This is a genomic window from Rossellomorea sp. DUT-2 (assembly GCF_052665285.1).
On sequence record NZ_JBQPEO010000003.1, the window covers coordinates 193219 to 218235 of the forward strand.

The following is a 25017-nucleotide window of genomic DNA, read 5'->3' on the forward strand; positions in this document are numbered from 1 at the left end:
GATTCCATCAAAAGTCTGGACTATAATAACATTAACGAAAGCGCTTTCGATGAAGAGGAGACAACAATGGTTACAATCTATGACTTAGCAAAGCGGACTGGGTTTTCCAGTACGACAGTTTCTAAAGCTCTTAATAATTACACAGATGTGAGTCAAAAAACGAAGCAAAAAATCCTCGATGCAGCAGCAGAAATGGGGTATTTACCAAATGCCCACGCTCAGTCCTTATCGACAAAAAAATCCTGGACGATCGGTGTGATGTTCGCTGAGGACAATGAGGTCGGGATGAAGCATCCTTTCTTCAGCGCCCTTATTGAAAGTTTTCGAAAGCATGTCGAACGGGAAGGGTATGATTTAATCTTTGCTTCTCGTAATCTGCGAAATCGGGATACTAGTTATTTAGAGCATTTTATGTACCGTGCAGTGGATGGGATCGTCGTGATATGTTCAGACCCTAATGACCCGCAGGTTCAAGACATGATTAATAATCATTTGCCGATTGTCGTGATTGATATGAGCAATCAGAACTGCAGCGTCGTCTATTCCGATAATATTGAGGGAGGAAGGCTTGCAGTGAACTATCTTCATTCATTGGGCCATACAAGAATCGCTCATATTTCAGGAGATCCAAAGGTCGATGCAGGAGCACAAAGGATTAAAGGGTTTTCTAAGGCCATGAATGATTTAAACCTTCCGATTCATCAAGAATACCTTGTGAATGGTGGATTGTTTTCTATTGAAGAAGGTAGAGCAGCAATGAAATCCCTTCTAGAACTCGAAACGATACCTACCGCTGTTTTTGTAGCAGGTGACCATATGGCCATCGGAGCAATGGAAGCCATTAAAGAAAAGGGATTAAAAATACCGGAAGATATCTCCGTCATCGGGTATGATGACATTGAAATGTCGGCGTATGTCACTCCTAAACTAACCACAGTCAGACAAGACACGGATAGAATCGGTGCTCGTGCAGGACAATTACTAATTAAACAAATGATCCAAAAAAAGAAGCTCATAACAACAGAAATCATTCCAGTAGAACTAATCATTAGAGAATCATGCACATCTGTAAAAAAAGAAAAAAAGAATTAATTTTTATTTTTTGGTAATTCCGAAACCGGTTTCGGAATTTTTAAAAGAAATGAATCGAAACCGCTTTCGAAACTATATTGAAAAAGAACAAAGGGGGATAATGATGAAGAAGTTTTTAGGGATTTTTATGACGCTTGTATTGCTGGCAGGGGTGTTGTCAGCTTGCTCCGGAGATTCCGAGTCATCGGGAAGTTCAAAAGATAAAGATGTAGATTTAAAGGTTTGGTCATTCACGGATGAGTTAAAGAAACCGATTACGAAGTTTGAAGAGAAAAATGGTGTGAAAGTGGAATTGACGATTGTACCGATCGCTGATTACCCGACGAAATTAAAGCCTGTATTAGAAAGTGGAGTAGGGGCACCAGATGTATTCACTGGTGAAATCGCGTTCCTAAAGCAATGGGTGGACGCAGGTTACTGGGAAAACTTATCGGAAAAACCATACAATGTAGATGAAATCAAAGATAAATATGTACCTTATGTATTCGACTTAGGCAAAGATAAAGATGGAAATGTAAGGGCTTTGTCATGGCAGACAACTCCTGGCGGGATCTTCTATAGAAGAAGCATCGCGAAAGAAGTACTTGGTACAGATGATCCTACCGAGGTAGGAAACATGATGAACTCAATGGACAATGTATTCAAAGTGGCTGAAAAGATGAAGGAAAAAGGCTACAGCATGTTCCCGGATGAGGGCTCTATCCGCTGGTTCTCTCAAGGAGATAATCCACAGCCTTGGGTGAACGACAAGAATGAGCTTCAGTTGACTGATGAAAAGATCGAATACATGGAATCTGCAAAAAAACTTCGTGAGAACAACTATACAGCTCTTGCAGCTGAGTGGTCTCCTTCATGGTTCGAAGCGATGGATAAGCCGATTAAAATGAAAGAAAACGGAAAAGAGAAAGAAACACAAGTATTCTCCTATGTTCTTCCTACTTGGGGACTTCACAGCGTCCTGAAAACGAATGTAAAAGAAACTGCCGGTGACTGGGCCGTGACAAGTGGACCAAGCCCATACTTCTGGGGTGGAACATGGTTAGGTGTCTACGAAAAGTCAGAAAACAAAGAACTTGCTTATGACTTTGTGAAAATGATGACTCAGGAAGACGAGTTCCTGACGGATTGGGCAAAAGAAACGGGAGATGTTTTATCTTATCTGCCGGTAACAAACAAAATTAAGGATGACTTCAGCGAAGAATTCCTTGGCGGTCAAAACAACTATCAATTCTTCCTTGAGCAGGCGAAAGAAATCGAGCCTGGTATCGTAACGAAATACGATCAACAGATTGATACATTCTACGGAAATGCCGTTCAACAGTATGTGGACGGAAAGAAATCCAAAGACGATGCCATTAAAGAGTTCTATAAAAAAGTACAAAACGCATATCCGGACATAAAAGTACCAAAAAATTAACAAGAAAAAAATTCAGGGCAGGTGGCATGGAACCGTGCCACCTGTCAAATCTATCAACTAGGGGGGCTGGGGAATGAAGAAAGTAGATCGATTTGGTTATCTGTTTATCGCCCCGTTTTGGATCATCTTTTTAATATTTAGTATTTATCCCGTTGCACTTACATTCTACTACAGCTTTACGAACTATTCAGGAAGCGGGACAGCAGAAGTCGTTGGTCTTGCCAACTATACCCGTTTACTGACAGATAGTTATTTTGTGGAAGCGTTTTTTAACACATGGAAAATATGGGGGATCAATTTTGCCCTGCAAATAGGTCTGGCCCTTGTACTCGCATTAATCTTCTCTGATATGAGAATGAAGTTAAAAGGTTTGGCATTTTTCAGATCGATCTTTTATTTGCCTAATTTAATCACGATTAGTTCGGTCGCTCTGTTGTTTGGTATCTTACTGGACTGGCAGCACGGATCATTAAATATGATTCTATTAAATATAGGTCTCATATCAGAACCGATTAATTGGCTGAACGAGCCGACGACTGCACAGCTGTCTGTATCCCTGATTCTTACCTGGATGTGGTTCGGTCATTCGTTCATTGTGGTCATGGCGGGTGTTTCCGGAATTTCGAAAGACTACTACGAGGCTGCATTGATCGATGGGGCAAACCGATGGCAGACGTTTACAAAAATCACCATTCCCTTATTAAAACCAATCTTACTTTATATCATGATCACATCCCTGATCGGTGGCCTTCAGCTGTTTGATCTGCCGATGCTTCTGACAGACGGAATCGGTTCCCCGGATGGATCACTGAATACCATGGTACTGTACCTGTACAATCAAGCATTCAAGTTTAACAATTACGGGTATGCATCAGCTGTAGCATACGGATTGTTTGTCATTACTTTGATTTTCTCTGCGATTGTCTTCAAAGGGATGTATGGTAATGAACGCAAACAAGCAAGGAAGGTGTAAAGCATGTTGGGAAAAACAGCGGTTGAAAAAAATGTATCCACTGGGAAAGTAGAAAAACCAATACCTGAACTTCTGCCACATGAGTCCAAACTAAAGACCAGAAATAACATTGTGAAGAGCATCATCTATATCGTGCTTGTGTTGATGGCGATTATTTGCTTCATTCCATTTCTTATGATGCTTGTGAACGCAACAAGATCAAATGAAGCCATCCTGTCAGGGTTCACCTTGATCCCAGGCAGCTCCTTAGTTGAAAACTATACCAATATGATGGAATACGTAAACATCTGGTCGGGTTTTAAGAATAGTCTGATCATCTCTGTACTCACGACCGTTTTATCAGGATATTTTTCAGCTTTGACAGCCTATGGATTTGCTTTTTACACATTCAGGGGGAAGAATTTCTTATTCGTATTCATGCTGGTGATGATGATGGTTCCGGGACAATTGGGGCTTATCGGCTTTTATGAACTAAGTAAGAACCTTGGGATACTGGATTCCTTCATCCCATTGATCGTACCTGCGATCGCAAGTCCGTTTGTCGTGTTCTTTCTCAGACAATACATCAAGACGACTTTGCATCCAAGTCTAATAGAAGCGGCCCGAATCGATGGTGCGAGTGAGTTCAAGATTTTCCATACAGTGGCGATCCCGATCATGATGCCAGCTGTTGCAACGATGTCGATCTTCACGTTCATCGGATCATGGAATAACTACATCATGCCACTCGTGATCCTGTTCTCACCTGAAAAATATACGTTGCCAGTATTGATGGGATTCTTGAAGGGATCTCAAGTAGCACAAAATTTAGGATCGATGTATTTAGGGATTGCCATTTCAGTCGTACCAATCATGATTGCGTTCCTATTCTTATCTAAATATATCGTCAACAGTATTTCAGCAGGGTCAATCAAAGAATAGAGGAGAGAATGACATATGCATTTTGATAAAACATTTACCTTTGGAACCGCCACATCATCGTATCAAATTGAAGGAGCACACCAGGAAGGGGGAAGAACTCCATCCATTTGGGATATGTTCTGTGATATACCGGGAAGAGTGTATAAGCAGCATAATGGTGATGTCGCATGTGATCACTATCACCGATTTGAAGAAGACATCCAGCATATTAAACGCCTTGGTGTGGATACGTACCGTTTCTCCATTGCATGGCCACGCATCTTTCCTGAAAAGGGTAAGTACAATCAGGAAGGGATGGACTTTTATAAAAAGCTTGCAAGAAGACTTCAAGAAGAAGGAATCAAGCCGGCCGTTACGCTATATCATTGGGATCTGCCAATGTGGGCGCATGAAGAAGGCGGATGGGTCAATCGTGAATCTGTTCAATGGTTCCTGGAATATGCAAGAGCATGTTTCACGGAACTTGATTCAGTAGTCGATTCTTGGATCACCCATAATGAGCCTTGGTGTGCGGGCTTCCTTGGCTACCATCAAGGGGTGCATGCTCCGGGTCATACCAATATGGATGAAGCGGTCAAAGCGGTCCACCACATGCTGCTATCCCACGGAAAAGCGGTTGAAATGCTGAAGAAAGAATTCGAATCCCAAACGGATATCGGCATCACGTTGAATCTATCACCGGTTTATCCCAATTCGGATTCAGTGAACGATGCATTAGCTGCCAACAATGCAGATGGTTATTCGAATCGCTGGTTCCTTGATCCGGTATTCAAAGGGGAATACCCGAAAGACATGATGAACCTGTTCTCTAAATATGTTCATACCTATGACTTTATCAAAGAAGGGGATATGGAACTGATTTCAACGGAATGTGATTTCTTCGGGATCAATTATTACAGCCGTGGGATCGTGGAGTTCAGTGCAGCCAATGACTTCATGCACAAAGGAGCCTACTCTGATTATGAGAAAACAGGGATGGGCTGGGATATTGCGCCGAATGAATTCAAAGACCTCATCCGCCGCCTGAGACAAGAATATACGGATCTGCCAATCTATATCACGGAAAATGGAGCGGCCTATGACGATGTATTGGAAAATGGAAGAGTACATGATCAGGAACGTGTGAATTATTTGAATCTTCATCTTCAGGCAGTTTCTGACCTTAATGAGGAAGGCATGAACATCCAGGGGTATTATTTATGGTCACTGATGGATAACTTCGAGTGGAGCTTCGGATATGATAAGCGATTCGGCATCCTTTATGTGGATTTCGATACACAGGAGCGGATTTGGAAGGACAGCGCCTTCCGATACGCTGAAATCATCCGGGAGCATAAAGAGAAGCATGGCCTTCATACAAATGCTGAGGAAGTTGCACAATGAATGCGACGCAAGTAAAGGTAATATTGACAGCCAAAGAAACAGGAGATCGTTTCTCTGAAAAAGAACCGGTTTCCTTTTCTTCTGATCTTGCTCCATCCGCTACTCTTATCCAGCTTGACCCGGAGCGGAAATATCAAGAAATGTTAGGATTTGGTGGCGCGTTCACCGAAGCGGCGGCTCACAGCCTGTCCCTCATCAGCCCGGAAAAGCGGGAAGAAATCATCCGCCGGTATTTCAATCCGATTGAAGGTTTGGGCTATCGTTTAGGCAGAACACATATCAATAGCTGTGATTTTTCATTAGGGAACTATACGTATGTGGAGGATGGCGATACGTCGTTAGAAAGCTTTTCCATCGAACGTGAGAAGAAGCTCGTGATTCCTCTTATTCAAGAAGCCATGGATGTAGCAGGAGAAGAGCTTTCCATTGTAGCTTCACCCTGGAGTCCGCCTCCATGGATGAAGACGAACGGTGAAATGAACAATGGCGGGAAACTTTTATCGGAGTATGAATCTGTGTGGGCTGATTATTATTCGAAATATATAGAAGCGATGGAAAAAGAGGGTATCCGAATCTGGGGCATCACGATTCAAAATGAACCGGAAGCAAAGCAGGTGTGGGATTCCTGTTTGTATTCAGGAGTGGAAGAACGTGACTTCATCAAAAATCATCTAGGTCCGTCCCTGGCGAAAAATGGGCATGATGATGTGAAGGTCATCATATGGGACCATAATCGTGATGTGATTTTTGAGCGTGCCCATGCCGTGTTATCGGATCCTGAAGCAGCTAAGTACGTATGGGGAACTGGTTTGCACTGGTATGTATCAGAGGAGTTTGAAAATCTTTCTAAAGTACATCATGCTTTCCCTGATAAGCATCTGATTTTTACAGAAGGGTGCATGGAAGGCGGGGTCCAAGTAGGTTCATGGGATACCGGCGAGCGTTACGGCAGGAATATCATCGGGGACTTGAACAATTATCTTGAAGCCTGGATCGATTGGAACCTGGTATTGAATGAAGAAGGCGGACCTAATCACGTAGGGAATTATTGCGATGCCCCGGTGATCGTAGATACAGGGAAGGACGAGGTTCACTATAATAGCTCTTATTATTATATTGGCCATTTTAGTAAGTTTATCAAGCCTGGAGCAAGACGTATTTGGAGCGATGTTTCAAATACAAGAATTATAGCTACCGCCTTTGAAAATAAGGATGGGGAGATTGTGGTGGTTGCCATGAATCAAAATGACCATGATGAAGAGATTTCGTTATGCTGTGGCGATGGAAGTTTCACCACGACTCTTCCCTTGCATTCCATAACGACATTTATGATTAGTTGATTGAAAAAAGCAGTCCTGTAGAGGGCTGCTTTTATGCGTTGAAGATAGACGCACCCTTCACATATTCCCCGGACAACCATCATAGAATAGACCATCTAAAACAAAGGCAGGGTACAAACATATGAGTCTGTTTTTAAGAGGTACATTGGTGCTGGTGGTGACGGCTTTTTTAGGAGAGTGTTTGGAGTTTGTGATCAATATGATTTTGGCTCGAGAGCTTGGGGAAGCTGGTCTTGGCACGTATATGTCGATTCTGCCGACTGTGTTTCTGATTGTCATTTTGTCGAGCATGGAGCTCCCGATCAGCCTTTCTAAATTCTTTGCCGAACGGGAAGAAAAGTATCATAGGGGCATGCTTCATTATGCCTTTCGATTTGCGGTCATCACGACGTGCATTCTCTTAATTGTCATGGTCCTCATATATGCCTGGACTCCTTTATTTGAAGGATACCACCCAGGAATTCGATGGCTCATTTTGATTGTCATTCCCATTGTGGCGTTTACTTCGATCACCAGAGGCTATTTTATGGGGATCCAGCAGATGGGTAAAATTGCCGTCGCTAATTTTCTGCGTAAAGGAATTCAGCTATTTTTACTGGTTTCGATCTATAATTTTCTATCATTTGGTATCAATACGTCCATCTTCATAGCACTTGGGACGCTGATTGCCAGTGAAGTGGTCGTCTTTGTTTATTTAATTCATGCTTACGTACTCGAGATTAGGGGTAATAGAAAGAAAAGCCATTTTACATTATCAACAATTGAAATGAGAAAGTCAGTATTATCTGTATCGGTTCCAACGACCGTGCTGCGGATTTTTCACGCTCTCACCCATGCCGTTCAGCCATTTTTGATCAAATGGGCGTTAGTTCTTTCAGGTATGGAAGTGCTGGAAGCGAATGAGCATTTCGGGATGCTGGCTGGAATTGCCCTTACCATCGGCTTTTTCCCATCATTTATTGCCTTTTCGATGTTGATCGTGTTAATTCCGACTGTATCGGAAAAAGTGTCATCAAAGGACTTTGATGGAATACTGACCCATCTTAAGCAGGTAATGTGGATTACATTAGGATATGGAATCCCTGTAGTATTCATATACTATTTGCTTGGGGGCTATATTACAGAAACGTTCTTTCATTCTGTGGCATCGGCCTATTATTTGAAGCTGCTCTGGCCGTATTTTCTCTTTCATTTCCTGGTGTTTCCACTCCAAGCCTTTCTGATCGGACTGGGATTGGTGAAGGATGCTCTCCTTCATACCATATGGTCGAGTGTATTTTCTTTTACACTGATATACTTGCTCGGATCCCGTTTTGGAATGGAGGGAGTCATTCTTGGCATGAACGCGGGAGCCGTTCTGATCACCATGCTTCATTATTTTACGATCTGCAGAGAATTGGAAACGACTCTATGGTTAAAATCAGCGATTAAAATGTAAACTATAAAAAAACAGATGTGCCCTTTTGAACCTCTTTGTTTTGCACAAAGAGGGACAAATCTTTTATCCTGGAAACACGTACATAATATCTACTGTTATGATGGCTGATTTCATAACCTTCAAAGGAGAAAGCTATGATCGATTCTATTTTATTCAACATCATGTTAGTCGGAGTACTCGGGATCGCTTCCCAGTGGATTGCCTGGAGGTTCAGGCTGCCTGCAATCGTCGTCATGTCGATTGTTGGATTGCTGGTGGGACCTATATTTGGTCTCATTAATCCAAAGGACGATTTTGGGGAAGTGTTCAAACCCATTATATCCATGGCGGTTGCCATCATCCTTTTTGAAGGAAGCTTAAATCTTAATTTTCGAGAGGTAAAGGGATTAGGTAAGCCTTTATTTAGAATAGTCACCATAGGAGCCATTCTTGCTTGGATATTAGGTTCTCTCGGGGCTCATTATGTGGCCGGGTTATCCTGGGCTGTTTCCTTTGTCATTGGTGGATTATTTATCGTAACTGGTCCAACCGTCATTCTACCGCTGCTCAGACAGGCGAAGTTGAAACCAAGACCTGCAGCGATCCTGAAATGGGAAGGTATAGTCGTTGATCCATTCGGTGCCCTGCTTGCCGTTTTTGCTTTTGAAATCATTAATTTCTTTATAAGCGATGAAGTCACGGGATTAGCTTTATTACTCTTCTTTGCAGCTTCCTTATTTGCCGTGGTATTTGGATGGGCACTGGGGAAATTCACAGGCTTCATTTTTGAAAATGGACATGTACCGGAGTTCTTGAAATCACCTGTTGTTTTTGCGCTGGTTCTTGCCTGCTTCACAGTTTCAGATCAGATCACACATGAAACAGGACTGTTAGCCGTCACGGCAATGGGGATGACACTTGCGAATATGCATATTTCATCCATTGATGATATGCGTCACTTCAAAGAAAACATTTCAGTACTACTCATTTCAACCATTTTCGTGATGCTGACGGCTTCGTTAACCGTAGATACGCTATTACGAATCTTTAACTGGAACATCGTAGCGTTTGTGCTTCTTATGTTATTCATTGTCCGACCATTATCGATTTGGATATCTACGATAGGGACGGACCTCTCTAATAAGGAGAAATTGCTTGTCGGGTGGATTGCCCCAAGGGGAATTGTCGCGCTGACCGTCTCAAGTTATTTTGCTTCAGTCCTATTAGATAAAGGCTTTGAAGATGCGGCTATACTGACGTCCCTAACTTTTGCACTTGTTTTCTCTACGGTATGTGCACATGGCTTCTCCATTAAATGGCTGGCGAAAAAATTGGACCTTGCCATTGATGAAAGACCGGGAGTTATGATTGTGGGAGGAAGTAAATTCAGTACTGAATTTGCCAAAACCCTTCAAGACCTGAAGATTCCCGTCTTAATTTCGGATTCATCATGGCAACGATTGTTTTCAGTCAGAAAAGCCGGGATCCCATTCTACCGTGGTGAAATCTTGTCCGAACAAACGGAATACTATCTGGATATGACGCCGTATGAATACATGATTGCGGCCACGGAGCTTGATTCTTACAACGCTCTTGTCTGTACGACGTTTGTTCCGGAGATTGGCCGTAATAACCTATTCCAACTGAGTTTGCGCAGCCAGCGGGACGATGATCTTGAAGATATGGTTCATACGATTGGCGGAAGGATCCTCTTCCAAAACCACGTGACGTGGGAAGAGCTGAATAAACGTGTCGAACGGGGAGACGTATTCAGAAAAACGAATATTACTGAAAAGTACACATTTGAATCTTATCTGCAGGAGCGGGATGAAAATACATTATTGATGTTTGCCCTTAAACCTGCAGGCAGAATCGAGTTCTTTACGGAAGGTGCTTCACCTAAGATTGAGCAGGGAGATGTGATTGTCAGTCTCACTCAGCCCTGTAAGGAAAAGAATAAGATTCAGGAGAAACTTACGGTTCAACGTGAAAAAGAGATCATAAATGCTCAAAATGAAACGAATCAAGAAAGCGCCGACTAAGTCGACGCTTTCTTTTTTTGCATCTATTTCTTTCCGCTATATTGTTCTCCCAGTAACTGTTTCACTTGACTATACGTCAGCCCTGAATGCTGATTGAGTCGTTTAACCTCATCAATATCCGTTCCGGAACTAGTGACGTTTTTCTTTTGCTGGTTCATACTACACACCCCCTATCACATAATGTAAGTCATCGGAAGGCTTCCTATACAAAAAAAAGGCCCGAGGGACGGACCTTCGTGCACATTATGATTGTCGTGTTCTCTTGTAGACCAGATCAAAGATGAGGATGATAAAGGCGAGTGCATAGGCAGTATAGGCATAGGTTGAGTGTTCTGCCATGTTCTTTACTCCGATACCGACAAATGCCCAAACAAACACAAGCGGATAGAGCATGTCATGCTGCCCGATGCGGAACCAGAAAGCAAGGATCGTTGCGACAATCAGTCCGAGATAAGCCCACACTAATTCAGAAATGCCAAAACCGCCCCAGCCAATATCCGTTAAGTAATACGTGATATTCACAATCGTGGCAACCGAAATCCAACCTAAGTATATCGAAAATGGGGCTATATCCAGGAGGGACGGACCTGTGCTCTTCACCCGTCTATAAAGGGCAATAAGAGTTAATAGGAGTCCGATCATGATAAAGACGGAAACGAGAAAGTAATTGTAGTGCCAAACGAAGATCCATGCTGAGTTCAATAAACAGCTCAGGATAAAAAGTCCGCTTGTTTCCTGGTAAAGGGGAAGATCTCTTCTGTCTTTAGGGAACTGACGGATGATCCAAATCGCGAGCAGCAGATAGATCAGGCTCCAGATGGAAAAGACATAACCCGCCGGAGTAATCATGATATCGAGCCTGTCACTGATTTCACCAGTGGATTGATTATTCAAAGGCAAAGTCACAGCCAGCGTATTCATAACGATCACTAAAGCGAATGCTAAAATATTCAAGATCAGTTTCATTGAGTGTACCCCCTGTAAGTAGTGTTGTTATATAATATTCCACTCTTGTCATATTAAAAACCAAATGAAGAGAGTTAGGCAAAAAGGATTAGTGAAAGATCAGGAAGGATTTAAGGGATTTATCGAGAATTAGAAATAGGATAGGGACAATGAGAAAATCTATTAGGGGGACAATATGGACCGTACAAATCATACATATTCGGATGTTTGGGATTTAGATGTTTTTTTCCAAGGAGGAAGTGAATCACCGGAATTCAGAAAGCATCTCGATACGTTAGAAAAAAAGAAAAATGACTTCGCAGAAAATGCACTCGCTTTCCATCCGCCGCAATCGGCTAGTGATGCTGACCTGGTGTGGAACCTGATTGAAGAAGCCAAAGAAGTGATGCTGTATTTGCGTCAGGCAGGTGCCTTCGTGAGCTGTCTTGAAGCTCAAAATATGCATGACCGAAAAGCAGGTTCTCTCCGCGCGGAAGTGACCAGCCTGAGTGCCGACTTTTCTTCTACTTTTACAAAGTTTCAGCAGCAGCTTTCAGATTGCAGAGAGGAGGTCTGGAATGAACTGCTTCAGCATGATCAACTGAGTGAAATTACGTTCGTCCTCAATGAGTGGAGACAAAAAGCGAAAGATAAGCTATCCAGCACAGAAGAGTCACTGATCCAGGCGTTAGCCGTCGACGGTTATCACGGCTGGGGACAGATGTATGACACAATCGTGGGGGCCGTGGAGATTGAACACGGTGGAAAAACACTATCGGTCGGTCAGGCAAATAACCTGCTCTCAAGTCCAGACGCCAATACGCGCAAACAGGTTTTTGAAAAATTAGAGAAGGCCTGGGAACAAAATGAGGAACTCTTTGCAAGGACCCTTAATCACCTGGGCGGCTTTCGCTTGAATGTCTATAAAAAGCGTGGCTGGGACGAATTGATGAAGGAACCCCTTGAATATAATCGTATGAAGCAAGAAACACTGGATGCCATGTGGGGCGCAATTTCAAAGCACAAGCAGCCTTTCGTTCAGTACCTGGAAAGAAAAGCGGAACTAATCGGGAAAGACCGACTCGATTGGTATGACCTGGACGCACCCGTGGCCAAATCGACGAGCACCTTGTCATATGATGAAGGGGCAAAATTCATTCTGAAGCAGTTCTCCCGATTTGGTGAGGAGATGGCTCAGTTTGCTGAAAAGGCATTTGAGAACCAATGGATCGAAGCAGAGGACCGGTCCGGGAAACGTCCAGGCGGGTTCTGCACATCCTTCCCGTTAAGTGATCAATCTCGTATCTTTATGACGTATTCCGGCTCTATGTCGAATGTCTCCACCCTTGCACACGAGTTAGGGCATGCGTTTCATTCCTATGCGTTAAAACCGATGCATACATTGAATCGGAACTATGCCATGAACGTTGCCGAGACCGCATCGACTTTTGCCGAAATGATCGTCGCCGATGCTGCCGTAAAAGAAGCGGAGACGAAGGCAGAAAAGATTGCCTTAGTGGAAGATAAACTGCAGCGAAGTGTCGCGTTTTTCATGAACATCCATGCTCGCTTCTTATTCGAGACCCGTTTTTATGAAGAACGTAAGAAGGGGATTGTACCTGCTGATAAACTCAACGAACTGATGGTGGACGCTCAGAAGGAAGCATTCTCAGACTCCATTGGAGAGGTTCACCCGCGCTTCTGGGCATCGAAGCTTCATTTCTATATTACAGGAGTGCCGTTCTATAACTTCCCGTACACCTTTGGATACTTGTTCTCACTGAGTATTTACGCCAAAGCCCTGGAGTCGGATGAAAGCTATGAAGATAAATACATGGCATTACTGCGTGACACAGCGGTCATGAATGTCGAGGAGCTTGCGATGAAGCACCTCGGTGAAGACATTACCAAAGAAGCCTTCTGGGAAAAAGGTATCAAGCTATGCATAGCGGATGTGGAAGAATTTCTTGAGTTAACAGAATAATGTTTTGTAGGGTCCGTTCCATTTTGGGGACGGACCTTATTTTTGTAGTGGAACGACTGTTGTTGTGGTTTATCGTAAGTTATTCAGGTTTATCAACCGATATTCAAGTTTATCGACCTTTAAAAAAATTCATCAACCGTTCTTTCATTTTATCAACCGTATTTTCAATATATCGACCGTCCTTCAAAAAGCGACAAATTTCGTGACCCGACCCCAGAAGCACCAAAAAACGACAAGTCCTACCACCCCTAAGCCTCAAGTCTGATACGAAAATAAAGCTCAGGCTCGTTATGGGAAACCCCGAAAATAGATAGGATAGAGACATGAAGAAGAAAGGAGGCAACAACATATGAAGAAATTCGGATTGCTTTTAGCCGGAGGGATTGCAGCCATTGTCCTGCTTGCCAATTTGGGACCGATCGTAGGGCTCGCCATCTCTTTAGTGATCATGTATTACAGCTTTAAAGGATTTGTGAAAACAGATTCCACAATGAAGAAGATCTTATGGGCACTGATCGGTCTTGCGGCATTCAGTGCTTCGATATCCAACTTCCCTGCGATCATCGGATTGGTTGCTCTATACGTTCTGTATGTGATCTACAAGAACTGGAAAAAAGAAGAAGTGATTATAGAAGAAAAATCATCGGATCCATTCACAAATTTTGAAAGAGAATGGTCTCAATTAAAAAACTAAAGGAGAGATTTCACTATGGCAAACTTATTTCAAAGAATTAAAAATACAGTCATGTCCGACCTGCACGAAGCATTAGATAAAAAGGAAAAGAAAAATCCAATTGCCGTGTTGAATCATTATTTAAGACAATGTGAGCAGGAAGTAGAAAAAGTAAGTAAGCTTGTGGAAAGACAATATCTATTAAAAGAAGAATTCCAAAAAGAGTATCAGCAGGCTTCTGCATTAGGTGACAAACGAAAATACCAGGCTGAGGTTGCATCGAAGGCAAATGAAGAAGGCCTGTATGAATTTGCCCTGCAGGAACAAAAATACTATGAAGAGCGCGCCGTGCGCATCCAGGACTCCAAGCTGAAAGCAACGAAAGAGCTTGAGGAGCTTGAGAGAAAATATGAAGAGATGAAACACAAGCTGAAGGATATGTACATCAAGCGAATGGAGCTGATGGGAAGAGAGAATATCGCCCGTGCCCATAACAAGGTGAATTCTGTACTTGAATCGTCTTCAGGCTATAATAGCCAGGCTTTCTCTAAATTCGATGAAATTGAAACATACTTAGATCATCTAGAGCATGGTGTGAACTCCTCTTATTATCGAAATACGATCGACGCAAAGATCGCCAAATTAGAAAAAGAAGTAAAAAAAGAGGAAACGGAAGCCATTCCTTCGTAAAACATGGTATTCTAATCTAAGAAAACGAATTGAAACGATAAACAAAGGGGGAGCCCAAGCGGGTTCACCCCGTTTTAGCATCAAATATATGTTAGGATGAGAAATTTATAATCCGGATTTGAGATTTATGACCCGAAATGAGGAGATATGAACCGGATTTGAGATTTATGACCCGAAATGAGGGGATATGAACCGGATTTGGGATTTATGACCCGAAATCAGAAAATATGAACCACATTACGAACTTTTTAATCCGGAATCACGATATATGAACCTCTTGTCGAAAAATCTTCATTCAAAAAAATACATAACCAGAAAGGAGGAACCCCCTTGTTCAATCGTTTACGTTCAGACGGGATCAGCTGGATCATTTTAATAGGAACCCTTTTAATACTGTTGGAAGTATCATTCTACGATGGGGGGGTTCTCGTCTTTCTCTCGATTGCGGCCTTCTGTATCTATATTGGAAGAAAGAAGCTTCCGAGTACTCTTGGAAAGCTCCTGCTGTGGTTCGGGATCATCAGCTTAGCCATCAATATCTTTAATACCGTAGCGTTTAAATTTTTATTGTTTGCCATTCTTCTATTTATCATCGTCCGTTTTGCTGATTCCAAGAAACATCCTAAATACATCACTCCGATGATTAAAGAAACGTTCACCCAGAACAATGAGCCACTCGTCATGAAAAAGTCTGCTCTTCAAAACGAATGGTTCGGGCCGAAACGGACTCCGGAAGACGTATACGAATGGAATGATATTAACATTCAGGGTGTGATTGGAGACTCGGTCATCGATATTGGAAATACGGTGCTTCCTAAAGGGACGTCCGTCGTTTCGATTCGAAACATTTTAGGCAATATTGAAATCTTGATTCCGTACGATGTAGAAGTGAGTGTCCATCACTCAGTACTTGCCGGTTCGATTGAGATTTTTGAAGAAGTGGAGCCGAAAGCGATCAATCAGTCCCTTTATTATCAAACACCTGGATATGATACGTCTGTCCAGCGGGTGAAGATTGTCACCTCTATGTGGATTGGGGATTTAGAGGTGAAGAGAATATGAGCACGGTCAGTAAGCAGATTGTTGCAGGCATTCTCTTTTCCCTTGGGATGGTGGTCTTTTTATCCCTGTCCTATTTTTATTTGTATCCCTTGGAGGATTGGTCCCTATTATGGGAAGTAGAGATTATGGATATACCGGGAGCAGGGTTTATCCTCGTTGTGAGTATCCTTATCGGGATTGTGTTTGGCATCCGGACAGGGTTGAAGGATAAACGGCAGCTGAGGGAGATAGAAGATGCCCTTATGAATGTGCAGCAGGGACGATTGATCACACTTCCTGAAACGGCAACCTCGGAAGTGCAGCAGGTTTGGAAAAAGGTCGATTCGTTAGGAAAACATTTAACGGATCAAGCGCGATATTCCCAGAAGCTTGCCAATGAAAAGGCGGAAGAGCAGGAAAAAAGAATTCAGGAAATCGTTTCCCAGGAGCGAAACCGTTTGGCGAGAGAATTACATGACTCCGTCAGTCAGCAGCTATTTGCCGCATCGATGCTGATGTCAGCCATCACGGAAACATCATCGCCCGGCCGAACTGCTCATGAAGAAAAGCAGCTAGGCATGGTGGAACAGATGATTCATCAGTCTCAGCTTGAAATGAGGGCCCTCCTCCTTCATCTTCGCCCCGTTGCGTTAAAAGGAAAGAATCTTCAAGAAGGAATGAAGGAGCTGTTGGTCGAATTAGCTCAGAAGGTCCCCCTTGATATCGAGTGGAAAATAGAAGACATGAGCCTTGATAAAGGAATCGAAGATCATCTCTTCAGAATACTGCAAGAGTCGGTTTCAAACACCTTGCGACATGCGAAGGCGACTTCCTTGGATATTCGATTGATCCAAAGGGAATCGATCATTATTTTACGGGTAGTGGATGATGGTCGGGGCTTTGATGTGAACGAATCGAAGGTTACAAGCTCCTATGGGCTTCAGAATATGAGGGAGCGGGCCATTGAAATCGGTGGTACGTTTAAAATCATCAGTGTACCGAATAAGGGAACACGCTTGGAAGTGAAGGTTCCCGTTGTGGAGAATGAAGGTGAAAAAAATGATTAAAGTGGTATTCGTAGATGATCATGAAATGGTAAGGATCGGGGTTTCTTCTTATCTATCGGCTCAGGCGGATATTGATGTCGTCGGGGAAGCGTCGGATGGGAAAGAAGGCGTCCAGCTTGCCCTGGAGCTACGGCCTGATATCATTCTCATGGATCTTGTGATGAAAGAAATGGATGGCATCCAGGCGACAAAGGAGATCATTCAAGAGTGGCCGGACGCTAAGATCATCATCGTCACCAGCTTCCTGGATGATGATAAGGTGTACCCGGCCCTGGAAGCCGGCGCGGTCAGTTATATGCTGAAAACGTCGAAAGCGAGTGAGATTGCCGAAGCGGTGCGTAAGACGTACAACGGTCAATCGATTCTCGAACCGGAAGTCACGGGGAAAATGATGACACGTATGAGACAGAAGACCGTTTCTCATCCCCATGAAGAGCTCACCAACCGCGAACTGGAAATCCTTCTCCTAATGACACAAGGGAAAACGAACCAGGAAATTGCCGATGAATTATTCATCGCCCTGAAAACAGTGAAAACCCACGTGAGCAATATCCTCTCCAAGCTCGGAGTCCAGGACCGGACCCAGGCTGTGATCTATGCTTTTAAACATGACTTAGCTAAATAATAAAGAAAAAGTGACCCAAAAAGAAAACTTTTGGGTCACTTTTTCGTATAGAAAGAAGAAAGCAAACGGATCTCCTTCCCCAAAATGCCAAGCATGAGAATCCAAGCGTGAAATATACATCTAATAAGGATTGGTGCATTTTGGTAACAAGAATGAAAAAAATACAAATCTATCATCAACGGGAGGAAGAATAATGGTAGAATAAGCGATATATTGTCAAATATTGAAAAATAACCGGTAGGGGGATACGACGTGAACACAAAATTTAGTAAGCCTAAAGGGTTCGGTGAAATATTGGACCATACATTTCGATTAAGTAAAAACCGCTTTAAAGACTTTTTTCTTATTTTTCTTATTCTGTTAGGGCCTGTTTATTTACTGCAAGCACTCATTGAGCTGGCAGCAGGGGTTAGCTTCTTTAGAACGGTCGGTACAGGGGAGACCTGGTTCGATGGGATTGTCAACAGCTTTTCAGGTGAATTTACGGACGAAGGGGGTCCAGAAGTAAATCTGGCGGCTGAGCTTGGTACAGGTCTTATTGGACTTATCAGTATAATCCTCGCTCCTATCGCACAAGCAGCGATTTTATTTGCCCTGAATCATATGAGGAAGAATGAAGAATTTACGGTGAAGCTTGTGATCAAGCAGGCATTCTCCCGCTTTTGGCCGATTATCGGAAGCAGTCTCCTATTCGGAGTGATTGTATTCGGTATCGTATTTGTTCCGATTTTCATCTTTGGTTTTGCCGGAGTATTCGGTGCTGCACTTCTGGAGCCGGGCGTCGGGATTGTGGTCGCCGGAGTTGTCCTGTTGCTTGCATTCGGGGTTGCGGTAGCTTACTTCTTAACACGTTGGAGCTTCTATTTTGGAGCGACAGCCATAGAAAAGGATGCACCTGGTCTCGGCAGAAGCTGGAGACTGACGAAGAAGCGTGGATGGATCCTTCTTGGGTTATTCATTGTATTCGGCTTGATCGTTGGAATTGTAAGCTCAGCCTTCGAATTAACGTTTGGGTTGGTATTAGGGAATAGTGTCCTGTACGGCATGATTGTAAACGTTGTGTCTTTATTTACTTCGATGCTGTTCGCCGTTGGTTTCGGGGTTATGTTCCTTGACCTTAAAACGAGACATGACGCAGATGATTTAAATGAAATGATCGATGACTATAACGCTATTCAATAGCTTCTTTGAACAATTTAAGTATCCAGTCTGGCTCCGGAGGCCTCATGCTTCCGGGCTTTTGATCTGAAAGCTAGGTGAAGAAAATGTTGAATGAAAACAGAGCAAGAGATCACATTGAAGAAATCTTGGGTGGGGAGGAATACAAGGCCTATCGTGAGGAGTCTCAGGGACTGCTGGCCAGTTGGTGGGGGAAGGCAAAGGAATGGCTTTCAGAACAGCTGGGAAAACTGTTCCCTTCCCTTGAACCGACAGGCGGGGCGGCATCGGGCATCCTCATCACGTTGATTGTCATTGTAGTGGCCATTCTCCTCGTTGTTGCATTCTTCGCCATTCGGAACGGAGTCCGAAAACGGAAATTCCGTTCGAATAAACCACTTCAATCCATGAATGAGATGGAGTGGTCCCATGAAAGACATTTAGAAGAAGCACATAAACAAGAGGGGCTCGAAGATTATTCGAAAGCAACCCGTCATATGTTCCTGGCCCTCCTATTATACTTTCACGAAAGAGACTACCTCGAAGCGAAGGTCTGGAAAACAAATTGGGAGTATTATGATGAACTGCGTAAAGTGAATCGGGATTGGGCAGAGCGATTCTACAGGCTGGCCCTTCTGTTTGATGAGGTGGCCTATGGGGAGCGGGAAGTGGAGGAAGAAGAGTATCTTCCCTATAAGCAGGAAGCTCTTAGCTGGTTGGGAAATGAAACGGATCCAAAGCCTTACGCATAAGAGAAAGGAGGTAGGAACGAGCATTGAAAACAAATATAAAGGCGTGGGTCTGGCTCACTACACTGCTAAGTTTATTTATCATCATCGGTGTATTTCTTTCACCTGAAAAGCCTAAGGAGTATCCAGCCTATGTTTCCGAGTCTCCCTCTCCTTCTGGAATAAAAGCCCTTTATACTTATTTGGAAAACGAAGGTGCGTCTATACAACGGTGGTCTTTTTCACCTGACAGGCTGCCTGCAGCTGAATCTGATCAATTACTGATTATGGTAGAACCTTTTTCAATCCCTGAACAAGAAGAAATGGAAGCTTACGAGAATTTCATGAGGGCAGGGAATACGATTCTTCTTTTAAAGGATAATCCAAAAGGAATGTTTGACACGAAGACGTTCCTATTAGGGGAAGGGCTTGATAATCCTCTTATACGTGATGGTAAAGGGAATACATATCAAACGGATATTTTATCGGACGTAAGACTGGAAACGACGGATGAAGATACCATTTTATTAGATGATCTGGATGGAACAATTGCTTACAGCTCTCCTATGGGAAAGGGTCAATTGATTGTCTCTACTTCACCGGGATGGGTAAGGAACGGGAATATTCTTGATAGTGATCATCTCCCGCTGGTTCTCACTCTATTAGAAAGCGGTGGAGCCGACCGGAAAACGATTCTCGTCGATGAATACCTTCATGGGGGAGAGAGTGAGGCAAGCCTTACTACCCTTTATCCCCAGTGGCTGCTCATTATCATCCTTCAATTGCTGATCATCACCGTCCTTTGGCTCTGGATGCGTGGGAAACGATTCGGAGGTATTATTCTACCAAGGGAAGAGACGGTCCGATTCAGTGATGAACGAATCAAGGCGCTTTCTGCCTGGTATTTAAAAGGGCGCCAATACAAAGAGTCCTTAGTGATTCAAGCCGAGTATGTCAGAGTTCTGTTCCAGGAACGTTGGGGGATTCCGACGAGTAAGGAATGGTCGGAATTGAACGAACCGTTAGAACGGAGATTAACCACCGTTTCTAAAAAAGAAATTGATTCGTTTTTAACTGGTATAAGGGCTGTATTAGAGAAAGAGCGCATCAGTAAACAGGAATACGTACTATGGTCTATAAAAATAGAATTATTCAGGAAAGAGGTGGAGGATCGTTGAAACCAGAAATCACATCCTTAATGGAGAAATATGAAGAGCGCATTGTAGGTCAGAGTACGAATCTTAAACTCTTGTTGTCTTCCATTCTGGCAGGAGGGCATGTACTGATCGAGGGAGTCCCGGGGACAGGGAAGACACAGATGGTGAAGACCCTTTCACGGTTGCTGGGGGGAAGCTTTAACCGTATCCAATTCACACCGGATCTGTTACCGAGTGATATCACGGGTAGTACGATTTACAATATGAAGGATAGCAGCTTCCAAACGATCAAAGGGCCGATTTTCACCAATGTACTATTGGCTGATGAAATCAACCGGACACCGGCCAAAACCCAGGCGGCCCTGCTCGAAGCCATGGAAGAGAAGCAGGTGACGATCCAAGGGGCAACGTATCCCCTTGAAGAGGTATTTTTCGTGGTAGCCACCCAGAATCCGATTGAATTCGAGGGTACCTATCCACTGCCTGAGGCCCAGCAGGATCGATTCCTGTTTAAGCTGGACATCGATTTCCCTACCTTTGAAGAAGAGAAAAACGTATTGAAACAAGTGATCGAGAATCATTATGATGCAAGTGAAGTGGGGGCAGTTCTCGACATGGAAACCTTCCTCTCCATCAGAAGGGAAATCGGGGAGGTCACACTTAGTGACGCGGTGTTGGATTATATTATGCAGATTGTGAGAAAAACCCGTGAAACGGAATCGATCCGCTTCGGGGCAAGTACAAGGGCGGCGATTTCCATTGGAAAAGCCGGACGGGCATGGGCCTATCTGTCAGGACGTGACTATGTCACACCGGATGATATCAAGATCGTGGCAAGACCGGCCCTAAGACATCGTATACAGCTATCCCCGCACGTAGAATTGGAGGGAGTGACCATTGACCAAGTCATCCAAGAGCTTGTTGGGTCGATTCCTGTTCCAAGATAAGGGGATATTGCCGACGGGGAGGTTGTTAATTTCGTATCTCCTATTTTCCGTCATCCTTCTTGCCGGAACGTTTATTGGACTGTCATGGACGCTGATTTTTGTATTGAACGGCTTATTTATCGTCGTGAGTCTCATGGACCTGACCCTGTCGCCATCCAAAAAGGATGTGGACATCAAGCGCCATATCCCGGATCAAATGGAAAGGGGTCTTGATTATGCCGTCGATCTGGAAATCATAAACAGATCTTCCCGTGGCATGGAGTTTCGGATCCTGGATGGTACACCGCAAAGCTTTCAAACATCCTTTCCCTTAGAAGGAAAGCTTGATCAGGAATCAGCAGGGACCCTTACCTATGAGGTGGTGACACAGGTGCGGGGAGACTATAACCTGACGAAGCTGTATCTTCGCTATCGAAGCTCCCTCGGTTTGTGGGAAAAACAAAAAACAATGGAGCTCCAGGATGGGGTGAAAGTCATTCCAGATCTCACTGAAACGAAAAAAGTATTGGAAAGTGCTCAGCAGTTCCTACTGTATGAAGGGGTAAAGATCCGTAAGCAGCAAAGCGGTGCCGGAGAGTTCTCCAAGATTAGAAATTATGTACTCGGGGACGATCCCAGAAAGATCAACTGGCGTCAAACCGCAAAGCTCCGGGAAGTGATGACCAATGAATATGAACCTGAGCATGGAAAGTACATCACGATTCTCATTGATTGCGGAAGAATGATGGGAGCGGAACTGAAAAAAGGAAACCGGTTGGAGAAATCCCTGGAGGCGGCCCTGACCGTGACGGCAGCGGCCCTGCAAAACGGGGACTATGTGTCGGTCCTAGCTTTCAGTAAAGATGTGAAGGTATATATCCCTCCGGCGAAAGGGATGGCGCATCTGCAAACGATCCTTCAACGTATTTATCATTTGAAAGTGGACGCAGCCGAGTCCAATTATGCTGCCGTCCTCCACTATGTTCAAACGGTTCAGAAAAAGCGGAGTCTGCTCTTATTATTCAGTGACGTACACACCTTCCTACATGAAGATAGCGCCCTGTTTTATTTACAGCGCCTGCGGAAACAGCATCTCTTTTTAACGATTGGAGTAGAAGACGAAACGTTGGTCAAGCGAATCAAGACAGAGCCTGTTGATTCAGAGCAGGCGATGATGAAGAGCATGGCCCAGAAGCAGATGCTCGTGAAGAAGAGGGAGAAAGCCAAGTGGGAAAAGCAGGGCCTCCTGATGGTGGAGGCCCGTGAAGAGAAACTGGCCGCAACGGCTGTTTCTTACTATATCGATATGATGAACCGGGGGCTACTGTAGGACCGCTTTGTTTAAGCGAAGCTTTCCGATTGTCATATAGAGAATCAAACCGATAACCGTTAAAAAGGCAACCATGTATTTTGCGAGCAGCGGTATGGCAGCAGGCGTAATGAAGCCTTCGATGATCCCGGCAATCACAAACAGGGGTACCGTCCCGAGGAGCAGCTGGACGGATCGTTTCGCTTGCTGCTTTAATTGGTAGCCGCGTGAGAAACGTCCAGGTACAAAGAGTTTATAGCCCATCAAGAGACCTGCACCGCCTGCAATAAAGATGGCTGTAAGCTCGATCATTCCGTGGGGGACGATGTAAGCCCAGAATTCATAGCTCATTCCCTGGTGCCAGAAGACAGCGGCCAGGGCACCTACAATGATTCCATTGTATACAAGCATATAGACCGTCAACAGGCCAAATGTCACACCGCCGGCAAAGGCAAGGAAGGCGACTTTAATGTTATTGGTCATAATGGCAGCCGACATTAGCGAAGAATCCACTCTTCCGTCACTTTTCCCGAGATTAGAAGGGTCCACCCCTTGAGACATCTCAGCTGGCAGGATGGAATAAAGGTGAAGGGGATCATTCACGACAGAAATAAAGGCTCCGAGAGCACCAATCGTAAATAAAAGCATCGCCCCGACAACGAACTTCCACTGTTCAAGCAGTAATCCGATAAATGTCGTAGAGAAAAAATGTCTAATCTGTTTTCCACTTGAGATTTGGTCTTTATATAATAGATTGTGAGACTTTGATACGAGGCCGTTCAAATAATCGGTTACTTCTTCGCCGGGAAAATAGGTCTGGCTGTAGGAAAGGTTCTGGGCAGCCTTTTGATAAAGCCGGTTGAATTGATCAATGGCCGGACCCGTTGTGTTCTTCCTCTTGCGAAGAGTTCCGAGGAGATCTTCTAACTGCTTCCAGTCGTCCCGGTGCTGTTTGACAAATTGCTTCACGTTCATTGTGACACCTACTTGTTCTTTGATTTCTTATCTCCTATTATAGTAAGTTAAGAAAAAAATAGAAACCATTAAAGGTAAATTCATCCATAAGGAGGGGATTGTATTGCATGAAGAACAAGTCGATATTAAAACCCCCGAATATGTTTCCCTGCAATTTCAACCTGCAGGCTTAGGCAGCCGGGCTGTAGCCCTGATGATAGATCAGCTGCTGTTAACAATCGTAAACATCCTGATCCTTGTACTCCTATTCTTTATAACGTCAGGGAATAATGGCATATTTAGCATGTTGGAAATCAACTCGACACTATGGGGGATCGCCATCATCGCCATCTTCTTTCTCAACTGGGGGTATTTCTTTGCGTTAGAATTCTTCTGGGGTGGAAAGACGGTAGGGAAGCGATTGCTGGGGATCCGGGTGATGCAGGAAAACGGACACAGCGTCACGCTCTTATCCTGTTTCATTCGCAATCTATTAAGAATCATCGACATGCTTCCCGTTTCCTATTTCATTGGTATGGTCATGATCTTCCTTCATTCCAAGCATAAGAGGGTAGGGGATCTCGTTGCCGGAACGATCGTGGTTCATGAGCGACGCGTCAAAGGAAAGCGAAAAGAAAAAGCCATCGAGAAGGAAATCCGTCGCCGGGGCTTGAGGAAAGAGGATTTAACGGTGGAAGAGTGGGAATTAAAGCAGCTCGGTGCGAAGGAATGGAATCTGGTCAAAACGTACAGCAACCGATTCGTTCAGCTCCCCCTTTCAGAACGAAACCAATTAACCAAAAAGCTTGCTCTTATCCTCTATCCGAAACTGGGATTAGACGTGCAGGATAAAACATATGAGGAGCTTGAGGATACCCTTCTCCTTTTATACCTGTCATTGAGGGAAGAATGGGAATTTGAATTGTAGAAAGCAGCAAAGTCTAGAGAGGGCTTTGCTGTTTTTTTATTTGTCAGATGAAAAGGACTTTATGCCTAATGAAGATTTATCGTGGCTATTAAAGCAATCTTTCAAGAAATTAGATGGTTGGATAGAAAATTAAGTAAATATAGTAGGATGATTGTGATAGAGGTTTACATTTACTATACGTAATTTACAAAATAATAAGAAAAATAGTGCCCATTATCCCATTACATTACAAAATGCGACAAAATAT

The 25017-nt window shown here is 43.8% G+C and carries 23 protein-coding genes; 20 read left to right on the forward strand and 3 right to left on the reverse strand.

What is annotated here, in order from left to right:
- Positions 1-66: 66 nt before the first annotated feature.
- The 8 genes from ACOSV2_RS11735 (at position 67) to ACOSV2_RS11770 (ending at position 10585) form a co-directional block, all read left to right on the forward strand.
- Positions 67-1092, forward strand: a complete 1026-nt coding sequence (locus ACOSV2_RS11735) for a LacI family DNA-binding transcriptional regulator (protein WP_428975232.1) — start codon at positions 67-69, stop codon at positions 1090-1092.
- Positions 1093-1195: 103 nt separating this feature from the next.
- A complete protein-coding gene (locus ACOSV2_RS11740) occupies positions 1196-2509 on the forward strand; it encodes an ABC transporter substrate-binding protein (RefSeq protein ID WP_428975233.1) in 1314 nt (437 codons plus the stop codon).
- Between the two features lie 73 nt (positions 2510-2582).
- Positions 2583-3482, forward strand: coding sequence for a carbohydrate ABC transporter permease (locus tag ACOSV2_RS11745; RefSeq protein WP_428975234.1), 900 nt, complete (start codon positions 2583-2585; stop codon positions 3480-3482).
- Between the two features lie 144 nt (positions 3483-3626).
- Positions 3627-4403, forward strand: coding sequence for a carbohydrate ABC transporter permease (locus tag ACOSV2_RS11750; protein WP_262371858.1), 777 nt, complete (start codon positions 3627-3629; stop codon positions 4401-4403).
- Between the two features lie 15 nt (positions 4404-4418).
- Positions 4419-5786, forward strand: a complete 1368-nt coding sequence (locus ACOSV2_RS11755) for a GH1 family beta-glucosidase (protein ID WP_428975235.1) — start codon at positions 4419-4421, stop codon at positions 5784-5786.
- The gene (locus ACOSV2_RS11760) at positions 5783-7126 is read left to right on the forward strand and encodes a glycoside hydrolase family 30 protein (protein ID WP_428975236.1); all 1344 of its coding nucleotides are present in this window, start codon (positions 5783-5785) and stop codon (positions 7124-7126) included. The genes ACOSV2_RS11755 and ACOSV2_RS11760 overlap by 4 nt, the downstream gene beginning before the upstream one ends.
- Before the next feature lie 121 nt (positions 7127-7247).
- Positions 7248-8564, forward strand: a complete 1317-nt coding sequence (locus ACOSV2_RS11765) for an oligosaccharide flippase family protein (RefSeq protein ID WP_428975237.1) — start codon at positions 7248-7250, stop codon at positions 8562-8564.
- Positions 8565-8698: 134 nt separating this feature from the next.
- Complete coding sequence (locus ACOSV2_RS11770) at positions 8699-10585, forward strand: cation:proton antiporter (protein WP_428975238.1); 1887 nt, start codon at positions 8699-8701, stop codon at positions 10583-10585.
- 23 nt (positions 10586-10608) lie between these two features.
- On the opposite strand, the gene ACOSV2_RS11775 is transcribed toward ACOSV2_RS11770, so the two are convergent.
- Together ACOSV2_RS11775 and ACOSV2_RS11780 are read right to left on the reverse strand one after the other, a co-directional pair.
- Positions 10609-10743, reverse strand: a complete 135-nt coding sequence (locus tag ACOSV2_RS11775; RefSeq protein ID WP_428975239.1) for a hypothetical protein — start codon at positions 10741-10743, stop codon at positions 10609-10611.
- An 85-nt stretch (positions 10744-10828) separates the two neighbouring features.
- The gene (locus ACOSV2_RS11780; RefSeq protein ID WP_428975240.1) at positions 10829-11551 is read right to left on the reverse strand and encodes a TspO/MBR family protein; all 723 of its coding nucleotides are present in this window, start codon (positions 11549-11551) and stop codon (positions 10829-10831) included.
- Positions 11552-11726: 175 nt separating this feature from the next.
- Between ACOSV2_RS11780 and ACOSV2_RS11785 the strand changes: the two genes are divergently transcribed.
- From ACOSV2_RS11785 to ACOSV2_RS11835, 11 genes are all read left to right on the forward strand, one after another.
- Complete coding sequence (locus ACOSV2_RS11785; protein ID WP_428975241.1) at positions 11727-13514, forward strand: M3 family oligoendopeptidase; 1788 nt, start codon at positions 11727-11729, stop codon at positions 13512-13514.
- Positions 13515-13863: 349 nt separating this feature from the next.
- Positions 13864-14208 carry a lmo0954 family membrane protein gene (locus ACOSV2_RS11790; RefSeq protein ID WP_148967341.1) on the forward strand — a complete coding sequence of 115 codons (345 nt, stop codon included), beginning with the start codon at positions 13864-13866 and terminating at the stop codon, positions 14206-14208.
- 15 nt (positions 14209-14223) lie between these two features.
- Positions 14224-14877 carry a PspA/IM30 family protein gene (locus tag ACOSV2_RS11795; RefSeq protein WP_428975242.1) on the forward strand — a complete coding sequence of 218 codons (654 nt, stop codon included), beginning with the start codon at positions 14224-14226 and terminating at the stop codon, positions 14875-14877.
- 330 nt (positions 14878-15207) lie between these two features.
- Entirely contained in the window at positions 15208-15939 is a 732-nt protein-coding gene (gene liaF, locus ACOSV2_RS11800) for a cell wall-active antibiotics response protein LiaF (RefSeq protein WP_428975243.1), read from the forward strand.
- Complete coding sequence (locus ACOSV2_RS11805; protein ID WP_428975244.1) at positions 15936-16985, forward strand: sensor histidine kinase; 1050 nt, start codon at positions 15936-15938, stop codon at positions 16983-16985. The genes liaF and ACOSV2_RS11805 overlap by 4 nt, the downstream gene beginning before the upstream one ends.
- Positions 16978-17610: a response regulator transcription factor gene (locus ACOSV2_RS11810; protein WP_113968787.1), complete on the forward strand. Its 633-nt coding sequence runs from the start codon at positions 16978-16980 to the stop codon at positions 17608-17610. Before ACOSV2_RS11805 ends, ACOSV2_RS11810 begins: the two co-directional genes overlap by 8 nt.
- 252 nt (positions 17611-17862) lie before the next feature.
- Positions 17863-18792 carry a hypothetical protein gene (locus ACOSV2_RS11815; protein ID WP_428975245.1) on the forward strand — a complete coding sequence of 310 codons (930 nt, stop codon included), beginning with the start codon at positions 17863-17865 and terminating at the stop codon, positions 18790-18792.
- A gap of 83 nt (positions 18793-18875) precedes the next feature.
- Positions 18876-19520 carry a DUF4129 domain-containing protein gene (locus tag ACOSV2_RS11820; protein ID WP_428975246.1) on the forward strand — a complete coding sequence of 215 codons (645 nt, stop codon included), beginning with the start codon at positions 18876-18878 and terminating at the stop codon, positions 19518-19520.
- 23 nt (positions 19521-19543) lie between these two features.
- Entirely contained in the window at positions 19544-20674 is a 1131-nt protein-coding gene (locus ACOSV2_RS11825; protein WP_428975247.1) for a DUF4350 domain-containing protein, read from the forward strand.
- Complete coding sequence (locus ACOSV2_RS11830; protein WP_428975248.1) at positions 20671-21600, forward strand: AAA family ATPase; 930 nt, start codon at positions 20671-20673, stop codon at positions 21598-21600. The genes ACOSV2_RS11825 and ACOSV2_RS11830 overlap by 4 nt, the downstream gene beginning before the upstream one ends.
- The gene (locus ACOSV2_RS11835) at positions 21551-22909 is read left to right on the forward strand and encodes a DUF58 domain-containing protein (RefSeq protein WP_428975249.1); all 1359 of its coding nucleotides are present in this window, start codon (positions 21551-21553) and stop codon (positions 22907-22909) included. The genes ACOSV2_RS11830 and ACOSV2_RS11835 overlap by 50 nt, the downstream gene beginning before the upstream one ends.
- Here the strand turns inward: ACOSV2_RS11835 and ACOSV2_RS11840 are convergent.
- Entirely contained in the window at positions 22901-23863 is a 963-nt protein-coding gene (locus ACOSV2_RS11840; protein ID WP_428975250.1) for a stage II sporulation protein M, read from the reverse strand. The genes ACOSV2_RS11835 and ACOSV2_RS11840 overlap by 9 nt on opposite strands.
- 103 nt (positions 23864-23966) lie before the next feature.
- Here ACOSV2_RS11840 and ACOSV2_RS11845 point away from each other — a divergent pair, with 103 nt between their 5' ends.
- Positions 23967-24770, forward strand: coding sequence for an RDD family protein (locus ACOSV2_RS11845; RefSeq protein WP_428975251.1), 804 nt, complete (start codon positions 23967-23969; stop codon positions 24768-24770).
- Positions 24771-25017 lie beyond the last annotated feature (247 nt).